Source organism: Catenulispora pinistramenti (genome assembly GCF_018274385.1).
Lineage (GTDB): Bacteria > Actinomycetota > Actinomycetes > Streptomycetales > Catenulisporaceae > Catenulispora > Catenulispora pinistramenti.
The window spans coordinates 61,607-84,730 of sequence record NZ_JAAFYZ010000014.1 but is presented as its reverse complement, the minus strand read 5'-3'; the positions used below and the strand labels follow the sequence as shown (position 1 = coordinate 84,730).

The 23,124-nt window shown below is 69.6% G+C and carries 19 protein-coding genes and 1 pseudogene; 10 read left to right on the top strand and 10 right to left on the bottom strand.

Going from position 1 to position 23,124, the window contains the following annotated elements; all coding sequences use genetic code 11:
* Window positions 1–251: pseudogene (locus KGQ19_RS06705) on the bottom strand (hypothetical protein); the annotation flags it as partial.
* A 207-nt stretch (window positions 252–458) separates the two neighbouring features.
* Window positions 459–1,172: a single-stranded DNA-binding protein gene (locus tag KGQ19_RS06700; protein ID WP_212008196.1), complete on the bottom strand. Its 714-nt coding sequence runs from the start codon at window positions 1,170–1,172 to the stop codon at window positions 459–461.
* Between the two features lie 291 nt (window positions 1,173–1,463).
* On the opposite strand from KGQ19_RS06700, the gene KGQ19_RS06695 reads away from it, so the two are divergent.
* Window positions 1,464–3,230: an AMP-dependent synthetase/ligase gene (locus KGQ19_RS06695; RefSeq protein ID WP_230418280.1), complete on the top strand. Its 1,767-nt coding sequence runs from the start codon at window positions 1,464–1,466 to the stop codon at window positions 3,228–3,230.
* Between the two features lie 12 nt (window positions 3,231–3,242).
* Here the strand turns inward: KGQ19_RS06695 and KGQ19_RS06690 are convergent, their stop codons facing one another.
* The 3 genes from KGQ19_RS06690 to KGQ19_RS06680 are packed head-to-tail and all read right to left on the bottom strand — an operon-like array spanning window position 3,243 to window position 4,935.
* On the bottom strand, window positions 3,243–3,989 hold the full coding sequence (locus KGQ19_RS06690; protein ID WP_212008194.1) for an oxygenase MpaB family protein: 747 nt from the start codon (window positions 3,987–3,989) through the stop codon (window positions 3,243–3,245).
* Between the two features lie 32 nt (window positions 3,990–4,021).
* Window positions 4,022–4,384 (bottom strand): fluoride efflux transporter CrcB, encoded by a 363-nt coding sequence (crcB, locus tag KGQ19_RS06685; protein WP_212008193.1) that lies wholly within the window; start codon window positions 4,382–4,384, stop codon window positions 4,022–4,024.
* Window positions 4,381–4,935 (bottom strand): fluoride efflux transporter FluC, encoded by a 555-nt coding sequence (locus KGQ19_RS06680; RefSeq protein WP_212008192.1) that lies wholly within the window; start codon window positions 4,933–4,935, stop codon window positions 4,381–4,383. The genes crcB and KGQ19_RS06680 overlap by 4 nt, the downstream gene beginning before the upstream one ends.
* A gap of 325 nt (window positions 4,936–5,260) precedes the next feature.
* Between KGQ19_RS06680 and KGQ19_RS06675 the strand changes: the two genes are divergently transcribed.
* Window positions 5,261–7,675 (top strand): phosphocholine-specific phospholipase C, encoded by a 2,415-nt coding sequence (locus tag KGQ19_RS06675; protein ID WP_212008191.1) that lies wholly within the window; start codon window positions 5,261–5,263, stop codon window positions 7,673–7,675.
* Window positions 7,676–7,727: 52 nt separating this feature from the next.
* Here the strand turns inward: KGQ19_RS06675 and KGQ19_RS06670 are convergent, their stop codons facing one another.
* Window positions 7,728–8,240: a GNAT family N-acetyltransferase gene (locus KGQ19_RS06670; RefSeq protein ID WP_212008190.1), complete on the bottom strand. Its 513-nt coding sequence runs from the start codon at window positions 8,238–8,240 to the stop codon at window positions 7,728–7,730.
* A gap of 82 nt (window positions 8,241–8,322) precedes the next feature.
* A complete protein-coding gene (locus tag KGQ19_RS06665) occupies window positions 8,323–8,721 on the bottom strand; it encodes a hypothetical protein (protein ID WP_212008189.1) in 399 nt (132 codons plus the stop codon).
* A 161-nt stretch (window positions 8,722–8,882) separates the two neighbouring features.
* Between KGQ19_RS06665 and KGQ19_RS06660 the strand changes: the two genes are divergently transcribed.
* Together KGQ19_RS06660 and KGQ19_RS06655 are read left to right on the top strand one after the other, a co-directional pair.
* A complete protein-coding gene (locus KGQ19_RS06660; RefSeq protein ID WP_212008188.1) occupies window positions 8,883–10,082 on the top strand; it encodes an MFS transporter in 1,200 nt (399 codons plus the stop codon).
* 47 nt (window positions 10,083–10,129) lie between these two features.
* Window positions 10,130–11,434 carry a D-arabinono-1,4-lactone oxidase gene (locus KGQ19_RS06655; RefSeq protein ID WP_212008187.1) on the top strand — a complete coding sequence of 435 codons (1,305 nt, stop codon included), beginning with the start codon at window positions 10,130–10,132 and terminating at the stop codon, window positions 11,432–11,434.
* Window positions 11,435–11,515: 81 nt separating this feature from the next.
* On the opposite strand, the gene KGQ19_RS06650 is transcribed toward KGQ19_RS06655, so the two are convergent.
* Window positions 11,516–12,871, bottom strand: a complete 1,356-nt coding sequence (locus KGQ19_RS06650) for a dicarboxylate/amino acid:cation symporter (RefSeq protein ID WP_212008186.1) — start codon at window positions 12,869–12,871, stop codon at window positions 11,516–11,518.
* A 271-nt stretch (window positions 12,872–13,142) separates the two neighbouring features.
* On the opposite strand from KGQ19_RS06650, the gene KGQ19_RS06645 reads away from it, so the two are divergent.
* The 5 genes from KGQ19_RS06645 (at window position 13,143) to KGQ19_RS06625 (ending at window position 19,216) form a co-directional block, all read left to right on the top strand.
* A complete protein-coding gene (locus tag KGQ19_RS06645) occupies window positions 13,143–14,567 on the top strand; it encodes a choice-of-anchor A family protein (RefSeq protein ID WP_212008185.1) in 1,425 nt (474 codons plus the stop codon).
* 257 nt (window positions 14,568–14,824) lie between these two features.
* Entirely contained in the window at window positions 14,825–16,534 is a 1,710-nt protein-coding gene (locus KGQ19_RS06640) for a nitrite/sulfite reductase (protein ID WP_212008184.1), read from the top strand.
* The gene (locus KGQ19_RS06635; protein ID WP_212008183.1) at window positions 16,531–16,719 is read left to right on the top strand and encodes a hypothetical protein; all 189 of its coding nucleotides are present in this window, start codon (window positions 16,531–16,533) and stop codon (window positions 16,717–16,719) included. Before KGQ19_RS06640 ends, KGQ19_RS06635 begins: the two co-directional genes overlap by 4 nt.
* A gap of 87 nt (window positions 16,720–16,806) precedes the next feature.
* A complete protein-coding gene (locus KGQ19_RS06630) occupies window positions 16,807–17,787 on the top strand; it encodes a GH25 family lysozyme (protein ID WP_212008182.1) in 981 nt (326 codons plus the stop codon).
* A gap of 310 nt (window positions 17,788–18,097) precedes the next feature.
* Entirely contained in the window at window positions 18,098–19,216 is a 1,119-nt protein-coding gene (locus KGQ19_RS06625) for a hypothetical protein (protein ID WP_212008181.1), read from the top strand.
* A 33-nt stretch (window positions 19,217–19,249) separates the two neighbouring features.
* Here KGQ19_RS06625 and KGQ19_RS06620 read toward each other — a convergent pair whose 3' ends face one another.
* Window positions 19,250–20,020, bottom strand: a complete 771-nt coding sequence (locus KGQ19_RS06620) for a hypothetical protein (protein WP_212008180.1) — start codon at window positions 20,018–20,020, stop codon at window positions 19,250–19,252.
* Window positions 20,021–20,101: 81 nt separating this feature from the next.
* Here KGQ19_RS06620 and KGQ19_RS06615 point away from each other — a divergent pair, with 81 nt between their 5' ends.
* Complete coding sequence (locus tag KGQ19_RS06615; protein ID WP_212008179.1) at window positions 20,102–21,832, top strand: thiamine pyrophosphate-dependent enzyme; 1,731 nt, start codon at window positions 20,102–20,104, stop codon at window positions 21,830–21,832.
* A gap of 87 nt (window positions 21,833–21,919) precedes the next feature.
* Here the strand turns inward: KGQ19_RS06615 and KGQ19_RS06610 are convergent, their stop codons facing one another.
* Complete coding sequence (locus tag KGQ19_RS06610) at window positions 21,920–22,768, bottom strand: LLM class flavin-dependent oxidoreductase (RefSeq protein ID WP_212008178.1); 849 nt, start codon at window positions 22,766–22,768, stop codon at window positions 21,920–21,922.
* Window positions 22,769–23,124 lie beyond the last annotated feature (356 nt).

The window sequence follows — 23,124 nt, the reverse complement described above, 5'->3', positions numbered from 1 at the left end:
GTGCCGGGGTGCGGAGTGCCGGAGTGCGGAGTGCCGGAGTGCGGAGTGGGCAGCCGCCGGTCCGCTGTCCGGGGCGCTGGGCTGACCCGCAGCGGGCGTCGGGGCAGGATGCGAGCGGCGTGGCGGCGTGGCGGCGTGGCGGCGTGGCGGCGTGGCGGCGTGGCGGCGTGGCGGCGTGGCGGCGTGGCGGCGTGGCGGCGTGGCGGCGTGGCGGCGTGGCGGCGTGCTGGCGTGCTGGCGAAGCATGCCATGGTGGGCGGCTGGTTCTCTCCTTTCCCCCGCCCCCATCCCACCTGCTTTTTGGACGCGCGTGGGCGCGTCGCGAGGGGCGGCCGGTCCCGCTGCCGGCCGCGTGCCTTGTTGCGAGGGTGCTTGAGTGCGGCCCTGGGTGGGCCGCGGGCTCAAGCGGTATCGGTGTCGGTGTCGGTGTCGGAATCTGGGTCAGTGTCAGTGCTTTGTCATGCGGCGGCGGGTAGTTTCATCGCCTCCGCAGTAGGGGTGGGCGCCGCGTCGCTCGGATCAGTACTCGTGCCGACGCCAGGGCCGGCGGCGAGTTTTGCGCTGGCGGCTGTTGCTTCCGCACCTGCGATGGCGCTGGATTCGGACCTGGATTCGGACCTGGATTCGGACCTGGATTCGGCGCTCGCTCTGGTACCTGCGCCCACCCCCGCGCCTGCGCCCGCACCCACGGGCTCCAGCTCAGGAGTGCCAGCGCCAGCCCCCACTCCAGCATCCGCGCCAGCGCCGGCGGCTGTGGCTGTGGCTGCCTCGCGGCGGCGGCCGGGGCCGGGGATGCGGGTGCCGCCGGGGGGTGTGGCGCGGCGGTAGACGGTGGTGCCCCAGCGGAGGTCGTGGCCGATGGCTTGGACGTCGAGTTCGGCGGTGACCATGTTCTCCTCGTTGCGGCGCCAGCGGGTGATGCGGAGGCGGCCGGTGGCTACTACCGGGTCGCCTACGCCCATGCTGCTTGCCACGTGGTCGGCGAGGGTGCGGTAGCAGGTCGCGTTGAAGTAGCTGGGGTCGCCGTTGGTCCAGGTGTTGGTGCGTTTGTCGAAGTGGCGGGGGGTGTTGCGGATTTGGAAGCGGGCGGTCGGGGCCGCGTCGTCGGGGTGGGTGTAGCGGATGTCGCTGCAGACCATGCCGACCACGGTGACGGTGGTTTCGTTCATCATCGGTGCATCCCCCTGGATGTGTGCTGTGCGGGTCCTTCTTATGGCCGGTGATCGCCTGCCCCCTGGGATCCTGGTGGGACTATGGTGGCATTCTTCGTGAATCGGGCACAAGGGTTCGAAGGGGGTGTGCACTCGTTCGGCCCAGTCAGGGCTCTTCCGTGCGGCCTTGGGCGGTTTTAGTGTTTGCCGAAACGATGCCGACGCTGGAGGCCTTTCGTGACCGGTTCCGTGGACAACGCCGCTGCCGAGCCCTTTCTCGCCGCGATCGCGGGGCAGACCGTGCCCGGGTTGATGGAGCGCAATGCCACTGAGTACGGGGATCGGCCGGCGCTCACCGGGGCTCCGGATGCCGAGGGGCATACCAGTACCTTGACTTGGGGCGAGTTGCGGGAGCACGCCGCGGAGTTCAGTGAGGGGCTGGTCGCGCTCGGGTTGGAGCCCGGGGACCGGATGCTGACCATGATGTCCAGCCGGCCCGAGCACTGGATCGCCGACTACGGCGCCCAGCACGCGCGCGCCATCCCGTGCACCGCCTACGACACGCTGTCCACCGAGCAGATCGGTTACGTCGCCGCGCACAGCGCCGCGCCGATCGTGGTGCTGGAGGGCCGGCACGAGATCGAGCGGTGGCAGCCGGTGCTGGCCGACCTGCCGGAGTTGCGGCACGTCATCGTGGTCGAGGAGGCCGACTGCGTCGTCGTCGGCGAGGCCGCGCACGGCAAGCAGTTCCTGCCTTTTAGCGCGGTGGTGGCCATCGGCCGGGAGCGGCTGGCGGACAACCGGAGCCTGTTCGAGCAGCGCTGGCGGCAGATCCGGCCGCAGGACCCGGTCGGCATGATGTACACCTCGGGCACCACCGGCGATCCCAAGGGCGTCGTGCTGACCCATCTCAACGTCCTGTACGAGGCGGAGGCCGTCAACGCGATCCACCCCATCGACGACTTCCCGAACGCCCTGGCCTACCTGCCGCTGGCCCACATCGCCGAGCGCGAGCTCAGCCTCTACGGCTCCGTCGTGAAGATCGCGCACGTCCACCTGTGTCCCGATCCGCGCCAGGTGGTCGGTGCGCTCGGCCGGGTCCGCCCGGAGTCGCTGTTCGGCGTGCCGCGCATCTGGGAGAAGCTGGTCGCCGGCGTCCAGGGCCTGGTGAAGGCGGCCGATCCGGCGCAGCGCGAGGCGTTCGAGAAGGCGCACGCGCTCGCTGTGGAGGCCTTCGACCTGGCCGCGGCGGGCAAGCAGGTCCCGGAGGAGCTGGCGCGGGCCGTCGCCGAGGCCGACCGCACCGTGCTGGCCCCGGCCCGCTCGCTGCTCGGGCTGGACCGGCTCACCCGGGCCACCAGCGGCGCGGCCCCGATCTCGGTGGAGACGCTGCGCTTCCTGAACGGTCTGGGCATCCCGCTGATGGAGCTCTGGGGCATGTCCGAGACCAGCGGCGCGGCCACCGTGTGCACGCCGGTGGCGAACCGGGCCGGCACGGTCGGCCCGCCGATCCCGGGCATCGAAGTGAAGCTCGCCGACGACGGCGAGGTGTTCGTCCGCGGCCCGATCCTGCTGGCCGGCTACCTGCAGCCGGACGGCAGCGTGCAGTCCCCGCTGGACGACGAAGGCTGGCTGGCCACCGGCGATGTCGGGACCCTGGACGAGGACGGCTTCCTGACCGTCACCGACCGCAAGAAGGAACTGATCATCACCTCCGGCGGCAAGAACATCCCGCCGACGCTGATCGAGAGCCACCTGACCGCGCACCCGGCCATCGGCTTCGCCGCCGCGATCGGCGACCGCCGCCCCTACGTCACGGCCTTGATCGTCCTGGACCCGGATGTGTACCCGGGCGACGCCGGGCACTCCCCCGAAGCCCGGGCCGCGGTGGACCAGGCGGTGGCGACGGCCAACGCCAAGCTGGCCCGGCCCGAGCAGGTGAAGAAGTACACGATCATCCCCGGGCCCTGGACTCCGGACACCGGCGAGGTGACACCGAAGCTGAGCCTGCGGCGCCGGGTGATCACCGACCGGTACGCCGATGTGATCGATGAGATGTATGTGCAGACAGAGAGCTAGTAAAGAGGGTCTTCACGCATTAGCGCCGAACCGCCTACGGAAGTACCGCATATAGAGCGCCACTGGCAGGCGACGTACCCCGAGTGGGACCCGGGGGTACGTCGAACGCGCCACCCGCGCCCCGAAGCGGAACACCCGCTCGCGGCGCGGGTCCCAGATCAGCCCGAACTCATCCCGCATGCGCTCCGGCAACAGGCCTGTGGTGACGAACCGGTTCGCCGGCTGCAGCGGACGCAAGTACCACGGGAGCGCTCGGTTGTAGAGCAGATCGCGGCAGATCCGCTTGGCCTCCTCGGAGATCACCAGCGAAGCCATCTCGCGATCCCAGTACTCCTCGAACTCCGTCACCGAGGACGGCCACATGTCCTCGGGGCAGCCGAGCAGCGTACTGAACACCGAGGCCTCGCGACAGAACTCCTCCCGCTTCTCGGCAGGCATCGGCCCGAGCGTGGATTCGTAGAGATGGAGCGAGTTCTTATAGAGCGTCGCAGCGACCCAGAGCTGGAGTTCCGGATCCTTCGCGGAGTAGCCCGCGCCTTTGACATACGTGTGGATCCGGTTGACGGTGTCGGCGATCGCCGCGGACTCTTCGGGCGTCCCAAGGGTGATCGCATAGACGTAGTCCAACGTCCCGCGCAGCCGCTTAAGGGGCTTCTCCGCGAACCGACTGTGCTCGGCCACTCCCTGTGCCACTTTGGGATGCGCCACCTGGAGCAGGATCGCGCGGCCGGCCCCGAGGAGGGTACAAACCTCCTGCACCACCTGTTGGATAGCGGTCTCGTCCCGTGCCCTCACTGCGCCAACCCCAATCCGGCCGTACCCGCGAGCAGCCCGGCCGCCAGGCTCATGCCAACGTTCAGGACGGCCTTCCCGAACGCCCGTTCTTCCACCAGCCTCACGGTCTCGACGCTGAATGTCGAGAACGTCGTATAGGCACCGCAGAAGCCGGTACCCAGGATCGCCACCGCCTGCTTGGACAGCCCATGATGAGCACCCATACCCACCAGCACCCCCAGGACGAACGCGCCGGTGACGTTGATCACGAGCGTGCCCCACGGGAACACACCCCGGTTCCGGGACGCCACGAACCGGTCCACGAGGTACCGCGCGGGCGCCCCTATAGCGGAAGCAATGGCTACGCCTAGAAGGGTCATGCGCGGGACCATCCAGGGGAACGCCTGACGAGCGCCGCGCGCGCCAGGAAGATGCCGAGCGCCGTGGCGGCCAGCCCGGAGAACAGGCTGCCGAAGACGTCCAGTGCGGCCAGACCATAGCGCCCCGCGGCCAGGAACCGGTCCGTGTCGACCATCCACGTGGAGAACGTCGTATAAGCGCCGAGGAAGCCGACCGCGCTGAAGGGCCGCACATAGCGCGTCGGCGGCCATACCTCGATCACGCACACCAGCAGCACCGCCAGGACGAACGACCCGGTCACGTTGATGACGAACGTCGTCGCCGGGAACGTGTGTTGCGCGGTCGGGAACGCCTGGCCGAGAAGGTAGCGCGTCGGGCCGCCGAGAAACCCGCCGGCGGCGATGACCGCCACCACCCGCGCAGTGCCCGGTCCCGAAGCCGGCGCGGCCGGAGCCTCGACGCTGCTGCCCTCGTCCTCGGGCGGGACCTCGTGGTGCCAGGCGTGATGAGGCCCGACGTGATGGGGCCCGGGCTGGGGCCCGGCGTCGGAGGGCGGCTGTGGGGAACTCACGCGCCCCATGATCGCCCCCGCGGCCACCGGCGCCCAAACCGCCATCCCGGGCCGGATCCGGACATCGCGGACGTCCCCTGATTTCGCCATGGCGGCTATAGCCGAATCCGGCCCTTACCGATTGTTGACGCGCTGGCCAGAGCCGTAGCGATGATGCATCCCGGGGTCGGCGGGCGTTCCCTTGGAGTCTCCTCCACCGACGCTTGGATTTTACCGTTACGCCGCAGATCGCGCATTTACAAGCACTGCGATGCGCACCTACATTCACAGGGCATCTCGCGCGAGCGCCACCCTCACCCGATCTCTCCCACACGCCTGGAGTGAGATGTCTCCCCTGTCCAGACGCAAGTTCCTGTCCGCTTCCGCGGCGGCGGCGGCCGGTGCCGCCTTCCTGCCGGAGACGCTGCGCACCGCCATGGCCGCTACGGCGGGCCTGAGCGGATCGCTCAGCGACGTCGGCCACATCGTGATCCTGATGCAGGAGAACCGCAGCTTCGACCACTACTTCGGCACCCTCGCCGGGGTCCGGGGCTTCGGCGACACAGTGCCGTACGTGTTCCAGAACGGCACCTCGGTGTCCACCCAGCCCAACGGCAGCAAGACCATCCTGCCGTGGCACCTGAACACCGCGACCACCAGCGCGCAGTGCGTCCCCGATCTTGATCATTCCTGGGGCGGTATGCACAACGCCTGGGCCAACGGCTCCTACAACGGCTGGGTCGCCGCCAAGGGCGTCGACACCATGGGCTACTACACGCGGGCCGACATCCCGTTCCAGTACGCCCTCGCCGACGCCTTCACCATCTGCGACGGCTACCACTGCTCCGTCATGGGACCGACCAACCCGAACCGGCTGTACATGTGGACCGGGATGATCGACCCCAACGGCACCGGCGGCGGTCCGGTCACCGACAACTCCGAGGCCGGCTACACCTGGACCACGTACCCCGAGCGGCTACAGGCCGCCGGGGTCACGTGGAAGGTCTACCAGGAGACCGACAACTACGACGACAACGCGCTGGCCTGGTTCAACCAGTACAAGAACGCCGCGACCAGCAGCCCGCTCTACCAGCGCGGCATGGTGAAGTCCACGGACTCGGTCGCGGAGTTCCAGGCCGACGTCACCAACGGCACCCTGCCGCAGGTCTCCTGGATCGTCGCGCCGGCCGGCAAGTCCGAGCACCCGAACTACGCCCCGGCGCTCGGCGCGGACTACGTCTCGAAGATGCTCACCGCGCTGGCGTCGAACCTGGACGTGTGGTCCAAGACGGTCTTCATCCTCAACTACGACGAGAACGACGGCTTCTTCGACCACGTCATCCCGCCGACCCCGCCGGCCGGCACCGCCGACGAGTTCGTCAGCGGTCTGCCGATCGGGCTCGGCGTGCGGGTCCCGCAGCTGGTGATCTCCCCCTGGTCGCAGGGCGGCTGGGTGGACTCCACGATCTACGACCACACCTCCACGATCCGGCTGATCGAGACCTGGACCGGCGTGCAGGAGCCGAACATCTCGGCGTGGCGGCGCGCGGTCTGCGGCGACCTGACCACCGCGCTGAACTTCGCCACCTCGACCACCACGTTCCCGACCCTGCCGGCCACCGGCCCGCTGGTGACCTCGGCGAACAACCAGTGCTCGACGCTGCCCGCCCCGACCCCGCCGGCCACGCAGAGCATGCCGGCGCAGGAGGCGGGCACGAAGGGCCAGCGTGCCACGCTCTACCAGCCGAACGTCACCGGCCGCTATGACCTGGCCGCCGGCCGGTTCTGGACGGACTTCTCCAATGCCGGCGCGCAGGCCGTCCCGCTCCAGGCCTACACCACGGCCTACCGGACCTTCGCGAACTGGCAGTACCTCATCTCGCCGAACTCGACGTCCTCGGACTACTGGAGCGCGCAGAGCGTCAGCGCCGGCAAGTACTCGCTCGACGTGCACGGCCCCAACGGCTTCCTGCGCACGTTCGTCGGCGACCTGACCACCATCGGCAACGCCTCGCTGCCGCACCTGGAAGTGAAGCCGGGCTACGACACCGCAAACAACGCGCTGGTGCTGACGATGACCAACACCGGCACCGCCTCCGCCGTGATCACCGTCGCGGCGAACCACTTCATCACCGGCGGGCCCTGGACCTTCACGGTCGCCGGCGGCGCGACGGTCACCCACTCCTGGCCCACGGCCAGCGGCTGGTACGACCTGACGGCCACCGCGAACGTCGGCGACAACTTCCTCCGCCGGTTCGCCGGGAAGATCGAGACCGGTCAGCCCGCGGCGCCGAGCAGCGGCGGTGGCGGCACCCCGGCCGTCCTGGACCGCACCGGCTGGACGGTGAAGTACTTCGACAGCCAGGAGACCGTCGGCGAGAACGGCGCGGCGACCAACGCTATAGACGGCAGCGCCGCTACCTACTGGCACACGCAGTGGTACAACGTCACGCCGAACCCGCCGTGCCCGCACGAGATCCAGCTCGACATGACCGCCTCGCACTCCGTGTCCGGGTTCACGTACCTGCCTCGGCAGGACGGGGGCAACCACGGCTGGGTCGGCCAATACGAGTTCTACGTCAGCGCCGACGGCACCAACTGGGGTAACGCGGTGGCGACCGGTACGTTCGCGAACGACAACACTCTGAAGACCGTGAACTTCACCGCCGCAACCGGCCGCTACGTACGGTTCCGGGCGCTGTCGGAGGTCAACGGGAACCCGTGGACGTCGTGCGCCGAGCTGAACGTTATAGGGATCTGATCCGCAGAGCTCTGTAAGAGAGCTCTAGAAGCCCGGCCCTTATAGGGATGCGCTACCGGAAGTCCTCGTAGCGCATCTCTACAAGGTCGTGGGAGGGGTCGAGGTTGTGCGGCTGAGCGAAGCCGGTCAGCGTGAACCCCTCCCGCTCGTAGAAGCGGCGCCCGCGCTCGTTGTCGTCCCGGACCAGCAGGACGAGTTCCTTGGCGTCCGTGGTGCGCGCGAAGTCGATGACGGCCTGGTTCAGGCGGCGCGCGACGTCGGTACCGCGCGCCTCGGGGCGGACGAAGACCCCGAGAACGATCCATGAGCCCGGACGGTTGAAGTGCGGCGCCGCGCTCCACATGCCGACGAGCCGCCCGGTCGCGTCGTCCACGGCGACGTAGAAGGCCTGCTCCGTGGACGTGGCGTTGGTCCGTGCGCGCTCCTGCCACTGCTCGTCCGTCATGGCCAGGGCCTGCTCGTGGGTCTGGCCATAGTTGGTCGGCGAGTCCAGCAGCGCCGCCAGGCGCAGCTCCCGGAAGTCCCGCCACTCATCCGCAGTGGTGCGGCGCACGGTGTAAGCCATGCTCGGCATCTTCACAGGTTTCCCAAGGCCGGCGCCACAGAGTTCTCGCGCGAAGGTCTTGCCTGCAGGTACGCCGCGGCCGTCAGGCGACCAAACCGACGAACCCGGCGAGGAACGCCGGCGCCCCGAGCCCGACCAGGCCCCAGCCGAGCACTTCCATCAGGCCTTCGCGCTTGCACTGCCGGTGGTGCTCCGCGCGGCCGCCGCTCAACCGGACGGTCGACTCGTGCAGCCACTTGGCGCTGTGCTCCGACAGGTCGGCCTTCCGATAGGCGAGCACCCTGATCACGTCCAGGGCCATCACCAACCCGAGGCCGAGGAACACCAGCCCGACCGCCACCGCACCGGCATCCCCCCACTGCCCGTGCAGCACGCCGGAATGGTCGGCGAGACGAGCACTCAAGGACCTCGAAGGGGTCATCCATCGCTCCCAAAGCTGCGAATCCGGGACGTGGGCCGCGAACGTGCGATCGGCGTCCACGACCAAGAGTCTCACCCAATTATCCGAAAGTCGCGACAAGAGGGGTAATCGTGATCATCGTTCCGATTGATTCTCGGTGAACCGGCCCCGGGGGCCGCCCCGCACCACCCGCCCGGCCGTCCCAGCAGGCGCAGCAGCCTCACCGGCCCGACGATCGCCGTATGGTGGCCAAGCACTATGCCGCGATCTTCAAGGCGCCGGGATCCAGGGGGTTCTCGTCCGCGGCGTTCGTCGGCCGGCTGCCGATGTCGATGCTCGGCCTGGGCATCATCTTGATGATCAAGGAATCGACCGGAAAGTACGCGCTGGCCGGCGTGGTGTCCGGGACGATGGCGCTGGTGCAGGCCTTCTGCGGGCCGTTCCTGGCCCGGCTGATCGACCGGCGCGGGCAGGCCGAGGTCGTGTTCCCGATGCTCGCGGTGTCGACCGCCGCGCTGTGCTCGCTGATGCTCTGCGTCCGCTTCAAGGAGCCGACCTGGTCCTGGTTCGCCTCGGCGGCGCTGGCCGGGGCCTTCCTGCCGAACGTCGGGGCGCTGGTGCGGGCCCGCTGGACCAAGCTCTACACCGGGACTCCGGCGCTGCACACCGCCTACTCCTTCGAGGCGGTGATAGACGAGGTCGTCTTCATGATCGGCCCGATCCTGGTCACCTTCCTGACCCTGCAGGTGCACCACGAGGCCGGAGTCGGGCTGGCCGCCGGGTTCCTGGTCGTCGGCACCACGGCGTTCCTGGTCCAGCGCCGCACCCAGCCCGCCCCGCATCCGCATGAGCACCACACCGGACCCGCGGCGATCGCCATCCCCGGCATGCGGGTGGTGCTCATCTGCGCGATCGCGATCGGGGTGATGTTCGGCTCCATCGAGGTGGTGACCGTGGCCTTCGCCGAGGAGCACGGGCACGGCGACTGGTCCGGGCTGCTGCTGGCGGTCTACGCCGTCGGGTCGTTCATCGCCGGGCTGATCTTCGGGGCCACGCACTGGGAGACGCCGCTGGACCGGCGGGTCATGATCCTGCTGGCGCTGGTCCTGATCACCGCGACGCCGATGGCGCTGGCGCCGAACATCGGGGTGCTGGCGCTGGTGCTGCTGCTGGCCGGATTCGCGATCTCCCCGACCCTGATCACGCTGGTCGGGCTGGTCGAGCTCCTGGTCCCGGCGGCCCGGCTGACCGAGGGCATGGTGATCGAGACCACCGGCGCGGCGGTCGGGATCACCGCCGGCTCGGCGGTCGCCGGCTGGCTCATCGACCGTTCCGGGGCGCACACCGCATATCTGGTCCCAGTGGCAGGAAGCGCCCTCGCCCTCTTGACTGCGCTGCTCGGCTCGCGTTGGCTACGTCCGGGGGATCCGGCGATCGAGTGAACGGCGCGGCTCACAGCTGGCGTGCCGGCGGAAGAATCGGGTGAGGCGTGGCGGGCGCGAACGAGTGGTCCAACTGGGCCGGCAACCAGACGGCGAAGGCGGCCCGGGTGGTCACCCCGCGAACCGCCTCCGAGGTCGTCGAGATCGTGCGCACCGCCGACGACGAGGGGATGACGGTCAAGGCCGTCGGCTCCGGGCACTCCTTCACCCCGGCCGCGGTCACCGACGGCGTACTGGTCAAGCCGGACGGGCTCACCCGGCTCAAGCAGATCGACCGGGAAGCCGGCCTGGTCACCGTCGAGTCCGGGATGCCGCTGCACCAGCTCAACGCGCTGCTGGCGGAGAACGGCCTGGCGCTGACCAACATGGGCGACATCCAGGTGCAGACCGCCGCCGGCGCGATCGGCACCGGCACCCACGGCACCGGCCGGGCCTCCGGCTCGATCGCGGCCCAGGTGGCGGCGCTGGAGCTGGTGCTGGCCAACGGCGAGATCGTGATCTGCTCGCCGAGCGAGAACGCCGAGCTGTTCCAGGCCGCGCGCCTGGGTGTCGGCGCGGTCGGCTACGTGACCGCGGTGACGTTCCGCACCGAGCCCTCGTTCCTGCTCACCGCCCGCGAGGAGCCGATGAAGCTGGACGCGGTCCTGGACGGCTTCCAGGAGCTGGCCGACGGCAACGACCACTTCGAGTTCTACTGGTTCCCGTACACGACCAGCACCAACATCAAGCGCAACAACCGCTCGACCGGACCGGCCGCCCCGCTGTCCGGGTTCCGGCACTGGATGGACGACGAGTTCCTGTCGAACTCGGTGTTCGGCGCGGCGCAGCGGCTGGCCCGCACCGCGCCGCGGCTGACCAAGACCGTCTCGAAGGTCTCCGGCTCGGCACTGTCCGCCCGCACCTACACCGACCGCTCGGACAAGGTGTTCACCTCACCGCGGCGCGTGAAGTTCGTGGAGATGGAGTACGCGGTCCCGCGGACCGCGTTCGTCTCCGCGTTCCGCGAGGTCACGCAGCTGGTCAACGGCTCGAACTGGAACGTGAACTTCCCGATCGAGGTGCGCGTGGTGCCCGGCGACGACCTGTGGCTGTCCACGGCGCACGGCCGCGACACCGCGTACATCGCCTGCCACATGTACCAGGGCACCCGGTACGAGGAGTACTTCAAGGCCGTCGAACAGGTCCTCATCGGGCACGACGGCCGGCCGCACTGGGGCAAGATGCACACCCGCGACGCCGAGTACCTGGGCAAGACCTACCCGCGGTTCGAGGACTTCCTCGGGGTGCGCGACCGGGTGGACCCGAAGCGGTTGTTCGCCAACGAGTACACCCGGCGCGTGTTCGGGGACTGACGGGGCAGGCAGTCGCGGCAGTCCCGACAGGTCCTGTCGGGACTATCGCGACTATCGGGACTGGATTCCCGCTGACCGCGACTACGCCGCGACCGGCGTCGGCGCGGCGGCCGCCGCGGGCGTCGCGGCCACCGCGGGCTCGGCGCCCGCGACGATCAGCTCGCCCTTGGGCGCGTCGTACACCGCGCGGTCCAAGATGCCCTCCCGACTGGCCACCACGACCGGCACCAGCGCCTGGCCCGCGACGTTGATCGCGGTCCGGCCCATGTCCAGGATCGGGTCGATGGCCAGCAGGATGCCGGCGCCGGCCAGCGGCAGCCCGAGCGTCGTCAGGGTCAGGGTGAGCATCACGATCGCACCGGTCAGACCGGCGGTGGCCGCCGAGCCCACGACCGAGGTGAAGGCGATCAGCAGGTAGTCCTTCAGGCCCAGGTGCACCCCGAAGACGTTGGCCACGAAGATCGCCGCCAGCGCCGGGTAGAGCGCCGCGCAGCCGTCCATCTTGGTGGTGGCGCCGAACGGCACCGCGAAGCTCGCGTACTCCTTCTGCACGCCCAGCCGCTCGGTGACCACCCGCTGGGTCATCGGCAGCGTGCCGATCGAGCTGCGCGAGACGAAGCCCAGCTGGATCGCCGGCCAGGCCCCGGCGAAGAACTTCAGCGGGTTGACCCGCCCGGCCAGGCTCAGCACCAGCGGATAGACGACCAGCAGCACCAGCGCCAGCCCGACGTAGATGTCGACGACGAAGGTGGACAGCGGCTTGATCAGGTCCCAGCCGTAGACCGCGACGGCCTTGCCGATCAGGCCCAGGGTGCCCAGCGGGGCCAGCCGGATGACCCACCACAGAGCCTTCTGCACCAGTTCCAGCACCAGCTCGGAGGCCTTCACCACCGGCTCCATGCGGTCGCCGACGGCCAGCACCGCGGCGCCGGAGACGATGCCCAGGAACACGATCTGCAGGACGTTGCCCTCGCTGAAGGCGCCGACCACGTTGGTCGGGATGATGCCCTGCAGGAAGTCGACCCAGCTGCCGGTGGTGCCCGGCGCCTTGACCCCGGCCCCGAGGCTGACGCCGTGGCCGGGCTTGGTCACCACGCCGAGCGCGATGCCGATGCTGACGGCTATCAGCGCGGTGATGGCGAACCACATCAGGGTGCGCAGGGCCAGCCGCGCGGCGTTGGCGACCTTGCGCAGGTTCGCGACCGAGACCAGGATCGCGGTGAAGACCAGCGGCGGGACCGCCAGCTTCAGCAGCTGGACGAAGATCGTGCCGATCTGGGTCAAGGTGGTGGCCAGCCAGCTCAGATGCGCGTCGCGGGCGACCAGGCCGAGGCCGATGCCGAGGACCAGGCCCAGCAGGATCTGGATGCCGAACGGGACGTGGGGGAACTTCCGGGCGCGGGCGGGCGCGCCGGACACATCGGCGGATGCGGACATGGTTGTTCTACTCCGGGATTCGAGACGTGCGGAAACGGGTGGGCGCTGGTTCGCGTCAGGCGTGACGCGGGGTACACAGCGCGCACTGCGTGCGGCACAGGTCGATGTGGCGGCGCTGGACCAGCAGCTCGCCTTCCCAGATTGATCGCATGATCGGACCAACGTACGTCACGACCGCCGTCGTCCCAAGCCTGCGCCTCCCCCATCTCATCAGGCGGACCTCCTACCATCGGCACGGAAAGTGAGGGTTCGATCACAGTAGGGAGTCCTAGTGGCGACGGACGTCGAAGTCGGTCTGAAGCAGCGACGCAAGGCCGCGGTGCTCGGCGTGGCCGGGGCGGCGTTCGCCGCCGCGGCGCTGGCGGCGGTGAGCGCGGCGCACGGCGCGGTCGGACCGATCACCGGGACCTCGCCGCTCGCGCCGCCGCTGGGTGCCTGTCTGGGCCCGCAGTGCCCCGGGACGTGGCCGCCGCCGCACAACGGCGACTTCGGCGGCCGGGACGCGGCGATCAACATCTACGCCGGCACCGACTTCAGCGCCACCGGCCGGGCCGCCGAGGCCGAGGGCAAGATCGTGGTGCTCGGGGACTTCACCGTCGACAAGAGCGGTGGCGGGATCTTCAACGCCGGCGTCGTCGGGGTCGGCTCGCGGGTTCCGCCGCCGGACGGCTCGGACTTCGTGACCGTCGGCGGGAACGTCACCGTGCAGCCGACCGACCGGCTGGAAGTCGGCGGGACCGACGCCAACGGCCCGGCCTACGGGAACCTCGTGTACGGCGGCACCGCGACCGGCACCATCAACGTGGTCCCGCCCGGCCAGGCGATCCAGCGGCCGGGTGCCGCCGATCAGTACTCGGATCTGCGCGGCTACATCGAGGACCGGTCGGCGTGCGCCGCCACGGCCCCGGCGACCGGCACGGTCAGCGTCTCGCCCTCGGCTGTGACCTTCACCGGCGACGGGACGAGCATGCTCCAGGTCTTCGACGTCCCCGGCGACATCGGCGGCGCGAGCACCGTGGGCATCGAGTTCGACAACATCCCCAGCGGCGCCACGGTGCTCGTCAACATGACCGGGACCGCGCCGGTCATCAACACCTACACCGGCACCGGGCTGGCCGGCGACCAGACGACCGAGCTGCGGCCGCACCTGATGTGGAACTTCCCGAACGCCACCTCGGCGACGATCCGGGGCGGGGCCCAGTTCCAGGGCTCGATCCTCGGCGGCAATCCAGCCGGGACGCTCAGCATCCAGACGCCGGGCCAGAACGGCCGGGTGTACGTGGCCGGCGGGCTGGTGCTGACCAACTCCAACGCCGGTTCGGAGATCCACGCGTACCCGTTCGACGGCGTGCTCCCGGAGTGCGGGTCGGCACCGACTTCGTCGTCCTCCAGCTCCTCGTCGGAGCCCACGGTATCGACGTCGGACACGGGCACCACCTCGGCGCCGACCACCGCGCCGACCTCGTCGGCCCCGACGAGTTCGTCGTCCTCGACCACCACCGGACCGTCGTCCGGCTCCGCGATGCCGACCACGCCGTCCGGCACCCAGCCGTCGTTCTCGACCAGCCCCTCCGGCCGGGGCCTGGCGGCGACCGGCAGCAGCCTCGCGCCGGCCCTGGGCCTGGCCGCCGCCGCGCTGTCCGTCGGCGCCGGGGTGCTGGCCTTCACCAGCCGCAAGAAGGGAAAGCACGCCTGATCTGCCGCCTTCACGGTTGGTGAGACGACCGGTCCGCATCCCGGACGACAGTGGACGCGTCCGGGATGCGCTGCCAGGCTGATGGGCATGTCCCGTGCCGGAATCGCCCTCGTCAGTCGACGCCACGTCGACTACGGCCGCCTTTCCAGCATGGCCTGTACGGTCCGCACCGCGCTCTGACCCGCGCCTCTTCAGCGGTTCGCGCTCCCGCGCCTCCTCCCACCGGCCGTACGAACCTGTTCAAAGGACACCCCGAGATGACTGTCACCCCGTCCACGCCTGCCCGCGCCGGCCGTCCCCGCCAGCAGCGCGGCGAAGGGCAGTGGGCCAAGGGCTACTTCACCCCGCTGAACGGCAACGAACAGACCAAGAAGGACGACGACGGCCTGAACGTACGGGCCCGGATCGAGAACGTCTACGCGCACCGCGGGTTCGACGCCATCGACGGCGGCGACCTGCGCGGCCGCTTCCGCTGGTGGGGCCTTTACACGCAGCGCCGCCCCGGCATCGACGGCGGCAAGACCGGCATCCTGGAGCCGGAGGACCTGGACGACAAGTACTTCATGCTCCGGGTGCGCATCGACGGCGGCCGCCTGACCCTGGCCCAGCTGCGCGCCATCGCCGAGGTCTCGGAGAAGTACGCGCGCGGCACCGCCGACGTCACCGACCGGCAGAACATCCAGCTGCACTGGATCCGGGTCGAGGACGTCCCGGCGATCTGGAAGACGCTGGAGGGCGTCGGCCTGAGCACCGCCGAGGCCTGCGGCGACGTCCCGCGCGTGATCCTGGGCTCGCCGGTGGCCGGCATCTCCGCCACCGAGATCATCGACGGCACCCCGGCGATCGAGGAGATCTCGCGGCGCTACATCGGCAACCCGGAGTTCTCCAACCTCCCGCGCAAGTTCAAGACCGCGATCAGCGGCCAGCAGGACGTGGTGCACGAGATCAACGACATCTCGTTCGTCGGCGTCGTGCACCCGGAGCTGGGCCCGGGCTTCGACCTGTGGGTCGGCGGCGGTCTGTCGACGAACCCGCACTTCGCCAAGCGGCTGGGCGCCTTCGTGACGTTGGACGAGGTCCCGGACGTCTGGGCCGGGGTCTGCGGCATCTTCCGGGACTACGGCTACCGTCGCCTGCGCAGCCGCGCGCGCCTGAAGTTCCTGGTCGCGGACTGGGGCGCGGCGAAGTTCCGCGAGGTCCTGGAGACCGAATACCTCAAGCGCGCGCTGACCGACGGCCCGGCGCCGGAGCCCGCGCCGACCTACGAGCGCGACCACATCGGCGTGCACGTCCAGAAGGACGGCAAGCGCTATGTCGGCTTCGCGCCCCGGGTCGGCCGCGTCGACGGCGCCACCCTGGCCAAGGTCGCCGACCTGGCCGAGGCCGCCGGCTCGGACCGGGTGCGGACCACCGCCGAGCAGAAGCTGTTGATCCTGGATGTGGCCCAGGAGCGGGTCGAGGAGCTGGTCGGCGCCCTGGAAGCACTGGACCTCCAGGTCCGGCCCTCGGTGTTCCGCCGGTCCACGATGGCCTGCACCGGCATCGAGTTCTGCAAGCTGGCGATCGTGGAGACCAAGAAGACCGCGTCGAACCTGATCGACGAGTTGGAGCGCCGGCTGCGGGACTTCGACCAGCCGCTGACCATCAACCTCAACGGCTGCCCCAACTCCTGCGCGCGCATCCAGGTCGCCGACATCGGACTGAAGGGCCAGCTGGTCCTGGACGAGAACGGCGAGCAGGTCGAGGGCTACCAGGTGCACCTGGGCGGCCACCTCGGCGCGCAGACCAAGGAACCGACGGATGTCGAGGACGGCGCCTTCGGCCGCAAGGTGCGCGGGCTGAAGGTCACGGCGGCGGCGCTGCCGGACTACGTCGAGCGGCTGGCACGCCGCTTCCAGGAGCAGCGACACGCGCAGGAGACCTTCGCGCAGTGGACGACGCGCGCCTCGGAGGCGGACCTGTCATGAGCGAGCGAGCAGCGCCGGCGTACTGCCCCTACTGCGGCGACGAGGATCTGCGGCCGGAGGAGGGCAGCCACCGGCGCTGGTCGTGCCGGTCCTGCCGGCGGGTGTTCGAGGTCGCCTTCGTCGGCCTGCTCGCGTCCCGGACGGACCGGACGGACAATGCCCGGGATGCCGCATCCGGGTCCTGACAAACGAATAGCAAGTCATGCGGTTTGAGGACTCGTCAGAGCGGCATACGAAATATGGTCCCTGACTCCCCCCACAAGGAGCCGCCTATGACCATCTTCGGTCCCGACATATCGTCCTATCAGAGCGGGCTGGTCTTGTCCCGGCTCGCCGACGCCGCCTTCGTCATAGCCAAGACGACCGAAGGCACCTACTACACCGATGCCGACTACCAAGGCTGGCGAGAGCAGGCCGCACAGCTCGGCAGACCGTTCATCTGGTACCACTTCATATCCAACGAGAGCGCAAGTGCGCAGGCCGCGCATACCGCAGCGAACGTCGGAAACAGCGCACTACCGGGCATGCTGGACGCCGAGCCCGCCAACTCGTTCTCGCCGTCCCTGGCCGACATCCTCGCCTACGTGGACGCCGCGCATGCCGCGGGACTCAATCTGCGTCTGGTCTATCTGCCGCGTTGGTACTGGCAACAGCTCGGTTCACCCGATCTGTCCGCACTGACCAGCCGCAGCGTTTCGTTGGTCTCCTCGGAGTATCCCGGCGGGTCCGGGAGCGTGGGGAGCCTGTATCCCGGCGACGGAGCGTCCGGATGGGAGCCCTACGGCGGGCTCACACCCCTGATCTACCAGTTCACCAACCAGGCGTCCGACGGCGGACAGAACCTGGACTACAACGCTTTCCGGGGCACGTCCGCGGACTTGGCGGCGACCCTGGGGGGCACCCCCGGTTTGGAGGACGACAACATGCCCGCATTCGCGACAGGTGTGATCACACCCGGCGCCGGCGCCGTGACCATGGTGTTGCCGCCGCCGGCGAACTACGGCACCGCGAACTGGGGAAACGTGTGGTTCAGCCTGGGCGCCGACTTCGGTACGGCGACCGTGCGGGTCGCCATCTTCACCCACGGCCAGGGCTGGTCGCACATCTACGAGAACGTGGTGGTCGACGCCACCGCCGACCGCGTCAACCCGCTCGGCGGACCGCTGCCGACCGCGGTCCAGAAGATCAGCATCGCCCGGGTGACGAACCCGGACGTGCCGGTGGCCTACCTTCTGGAAGCCGTAGCCCGCTGATCGGCCGACCAGGGCCGAGCAAGGGTCCTCATCGCCCCGACGTGGCGGACACCTGGAAAACCTTCGCTTAACAGTTTGAGGCCAACCCGTTGACCCGGGTTGGCCTCATTGCTAGTTTCCCCTTCGCAGACGATCTCAGGGGCCCGATGTCCCGGGTTTCGTCGGGCGCTGACAGGCCCCATCGCACCACGGAAGCACGGCCAGCGCGCGGTACCGCCGCATGCCGATGCCGTGCGTCCGCGCACCAAGCACGCCGCTGCGGCCAACCCCGGCCGAGCGGCGAGGTCCCAGCGAGAGGAAGCCACCACCCATGCTCCACACCCCCACCACCGCCCGTGGCAAGGCGCGCCTGGCCGCCGCCATCGGCGCCAGTGCCGCGCTGCTCGCCGCGCTCGGCACTTCCGGTTCCGCCCAGGCCGCCCCGGCCGCGCAGCGCCATGGCGTGATGCCCACGGTCGCCGGGGCCGCGGCGTTCCGCGCGCAGGCCGCCCACGACTCCGCCGCCACCGCGAAGGCCGCCACCGGCCCGGAGACGCTGTCCTACGGCGGCGGCATCGACGGCATCGGCGTGATGGACCAGCACCCCAAGGTCTACGTCATCTTCTACGGCAGCCAGTGGGGGACGCAGAGCAAGGACGCCAACGGCAACCTGACGTTCTCCAACGACCCGCAGAAGGGTGCCGCACCCGCGCAGATGCTGTTCAAGGGCATAGGCACCGGCGGTGAGTCGTGGTCCGGGACCATGACCCAGTACTGCGACGGCTCGCTGGTGAAGGCCGGCGCGACCAGCTGCTCCACCAGCGCCGCGCACGTGCCGTACCCGACCGGCGGCGTGTTCGCCGGCGCCTGGTACGACAACTCGGCCAAGTCCCCGGCCGCCGCCAGCGGCCACCAGCTCGGCGAGGAGGCGCTGAAGGCGGCGCACCACTTCGGCAACACCACCGCGGCCTCGAACCGGGCCGCCTACTACGTGATCCTGTCCCCGCACGGCACCAACCCGGACAACTACCAGGGCCAGTACTGCGCCTGGCACGACTACAACGGCGACAGCACCCTGACCGGCGGCGCGGTGGCGTCCAACGTCGGCGACTTCGCCTTCTCCAACCAGCCCTACAACATGGACTCCGGCCAGGGCTGCGGCGTGAGCTTCCTGAACTCCGGCAGCAAGGGCACGCTGGACGGCTGGACCATGACCCTGGGCCACGAGTACAGCGAGACCATCACCGACCAGAACCCGGCCGGCGGCTGGACCAACAACGTGGCCGGCTCTCAGTACCAGGGCCAGGAGAACGCCGACGAGTGCGCCTGGCTCAAGGGCGTGACCGGCGGCGCCGGCAACGTGAAGTTCGGCAACGGCACCTTCACGTTCCAGGGCAGCTGGTCCAACGACACCAACGTCTGCGCGCTGACGCACGCGACGGTGAAGTGACCCGGCTGTAGGTGACACGGAACCCGCCGGGTCTCAGCCCTCGGGCCGGGGCTCGGCGGGAGTCCACAAGTCCTGACGCGGCGGCAGCACCGCCGAGCCCGATGACGCGAGATCGTCCGCGTGCGGTGCCGACTGCGGCGGGAGCATGACCGTGGGTTCGCCGGCGGCGCTCGGTTGCGGCGGGATCAGGAGGGTCGGCTCGTCATCCGCAGCGGACGTCTGGTTCGGCGAAGCAGCACTATAGATATGTCCGGAGAAATGTCCGGCAGCTTCGCGCGCTTCCGGCACCGCCTCCCCGTACACCTCCACCCTGTGCAGCCGCGCGGTGGCCAACAAGCTGTTCCGCACCTCCGGCCAGGTCGCCATCAACAGGGCCGCGAACACCCCGCACTGGACCGTCTTCTCCCGCCCGAGCGCGCCCCGGTATACGACCTCGCTGACCACGTCGCCACCGCGGGCCTTGGTCAGCCGCGGCGCCGCGAACTCACCGAGCAGCGCCATCGCGTGGTCCACCACCCACTTGCGGCCCGGCAACGGCGGCAGCAGGTGCCGGATCTTCTCCGCCTCGCGGGCCATCGCCTTGTCGGAGACCACCTCGACCAGGTCCCGCACGATCACCCGGACGGCCTTGTCCCAGGGCACGTCCTCGCCGTCGAAGGCCATGTGGTCCGGCCCGACGGCCACCTCGCCGTACCGGTCGAGCAGCCCCAGCGGTTTGAGGGCCAGCGACGGGAGGTCGGTACGCCGCCGCAGATACGCCGCGAGGGAGATCTCCCACAAAGCATCGGCGGGCACGGACGGCATCGGGATCATAGGTGTCTTCTGGTCCCCCACGCGGCTCACTCTAGCGATCCCAGCGCGGGCCCCCTCCCCGAGACTGGCAGCATGCCTACTGTCGCGGATGTGCTGTGGAAGATGCTCGCCCAGGCCGGCGTGCGGCGCTGCTACGGGATCGTGGGCGACGCCCTGAACCCGGCGATCGACGCGCTGCGGCGGGCCGGCGACATCGACTTCGTGCACGTGCGGCACGAGGAGTGGGGCGTGTTCGCGGCGGTCGCGGAGGCGAAGATGTCCGGGCGGCCGGTCGCGGTCTGCGGCACCGCCGGACCCGGGGTGAGCCACCTGATCAACGGCCTGATCGACGCGCGCAAGGAAGGCGTCCCGGTGATCGCGATCGCCGGTGACGTCGAGACCGCCATCATGGACACGGACGGTCTGGAAGAGCTGAACCCCTATACGTTCTTCAGCGTCGCGTCTCTATATACAGGTCGCCTAATAGACCCGAAGCAGCTGCGGCCGATCGTCACCTCCGCAATCACCACCGCGCTGGCCGAACAGGGCCCGACGGTGATCTCACTGCCCGGCGACGTGGCAGCGGCGGACGCACCGAATGTGTCGACGCATATAACGGTGCCGAACACAAGGGTCGGCCCGGCGCCTGACGAGGACATCGGGAAGCTGGCCGAGATCATCAACGGCGCGAAGACGGTCACCATCTTCGGCGGCGAAGGCTGCCAGAACGCCCGGGATCAGGTCCGCGCCCTCGCGGACAAGCTGAACGCACCGGTCGGCTACAGCTTCAAGGGCAAGCAGTGGCTGGAGTACGACAACCCGCACGCGGTCGGCATGACCGGGCTGCTCGGCTACGGCGGCTGCTGGGAGGCGGCGAACCACGCCGACGTGCTCCTGATGCTCGGCACGGACTTCCCGTTCCCGCAGTTCCTCCCGCACAGCGGCGTCAAGGTGGTCCAGGTGGACCGGGACGGCCGCCGGCTGGGCCGCCGCGTGCCGCTGGTCCACGGGCTGGTCGGCGACGTCGGTGCGACCCTGGACAAACTGCTGCCGCAGGTGTCGGCGAAGACCGACGACAGCTTCCTGCGCAAGTGTCTGAAGAAGACAGAGGACTTCGACAAGCAGTTGCAGCACTATGTCGAACGCGGCCCGGCCCTGAAGCAGATCCGTCCCGAGTACCTGACCGCGACCCTGGACCGGCTCGCGCCCGAAGAGGCGGTCTTCACCGTGGACACCGGCACCGCGTGCATCTGGGCCGCGCACTACCTGCACTTCGGCCCGAAGCGCCACATGTTCGGCAGCCTCACTTGGGCCTCGATGGCCAGCGCCTCGCCGAACGCGTTCGGCGCCAAGATGGCCTTCCCGGACCGCGCGGCGATCGCCCTGTGCGGCGACGGCGGCTTCACGATGCTCGGCCTCGGCGACCTCCTCACGGAGGTGCAGCGCAAGGCCGAGATCGTGCACGTGATCCTGAACAACGGCAAGCTCGACTTCGTCTGGATCGAGATGCAGGAGGCCGGGCTCACACCGTGGGGCGTGGACTTCCAGAACCCGGACTTCGCCAAGGTCGCCGAGGCGATGGGTGCCAGGGGCATCAGGATCGAACGCCCCGCGGATCTGGAACAGGGCCTGAAGGAGGCCCTGAACCACCGCGGGGGTCCGGTGGTGGTCGACGTGGTGGTCGATCCCTACGCACTGGCGCTACCGGCGCACACCCCGGCCGAGACGATCAAGGGCTTCACGCTCAGCGTCGCCAAGCAGGCGCTGACCGGCCACCTCGGCGACGTCGTCAAGGAGGCGACACACAACGCGCGGCTGCTCTGAGCGCGGAGTAAGTCCCCGCCCTCAGAGCACATCCGGCATCGCGGTTCTACGGCCTCAGAGCACGCCCCGCAGTGCGCACCGTCGACCTCAGAGCGCGTCGGCCAGCCGGTCGACCTGCTTGGGGTCGCGGCCGTAGCAGTAGAACATCACCTCGTCGACGCCCTGGTCGGCGTACGCCGCGACGGCCTCCCGGACCCCCTCCGGCGTGGTGATCATCGCGGCGACGAACTGCTCGCCCATCTCGCCGGCGAAGCGGTAGTAGCCGCCCATCGCCGTACGGGCCTCCTCGATCACCGGCTCGGGGCCGAGCGCGGCGTTGACCTGGGCGACGATCCGCGGCGCTCCGTCCCGGCCGGCCTCCTGCCAGGTTCGGCGAACCGTTTCGATCTGAGCGCCGATCATCTGCGGCGGCGCGACGGCCAGCAGTCCGTCGCCGAATCGGGCGATCCGGCCCAGCGCGGCCGGCGCGAACGCGCCGAACAGCACCTCGGGGCCGTTCTCGCGGTGGGGCAGCGGGCCGATCGGGCCCAGGGTGTCGCTGTAGTCAGCGCCGGACCAGACGCGCCGCATCACTTCCATCTGCTCGTCCATGCGCCGGCCGCGCGACCGGTAGTCGGCGCCGACCGCCTCGAAGTCGTCCTCCCGGCCGCCGACGCCCAGCCCCAGGACGAAGCGGCCGCCGCTGAGCCGGTCGAGGGTGGCGGCCTGCTTGGCCAGCAGGACGGGCTCGCGCAGCGGCGCCAGCAGCACCTCGGTCTGCAGCCGGACCCGGGTGGTCGCACCGGCCAGGACGGACAGCGTCACCAGCGGTTCGGGGTTCTCAAAGACGATACGGTCGAGCAGACCGAGGGTGGAGAACGGTCCGGTGTCAGCGGCCCGGGCCCAGTCGAGCAGCACCTCGGGGGTGCTGACGGGCAAGCCGATTCCGACTTCCATGAATAACCTCCATAAGGGAACGACGAAACAATGCCGCCCCCTCCAGGACTTCGGCAATGCGAAGCCTAAGGCTCCCGTTCTGCGGCGTTCCCTCTGGGGAGCTCCCTCTCGGAGTATCGGCAGCCTAAAGCCCCGACTCCGGCGCAACAACCCCATTACGCCACCTCAACGTGGCGTGAGACACATGGTCCGCATCATGGACGACAGTGGACGACCCGCGGACCGCGTGCGACTCTCTAAGCATGTCTCGTGCTGGAATCGCGCTCGTCGGTCGGCGTCACGTCGACTTCGGACGGCTGTCCAGCATGGTCTGTATGCCGGCCCAGTAGACCTCGCCCGCGATCTGTCACCGAAGA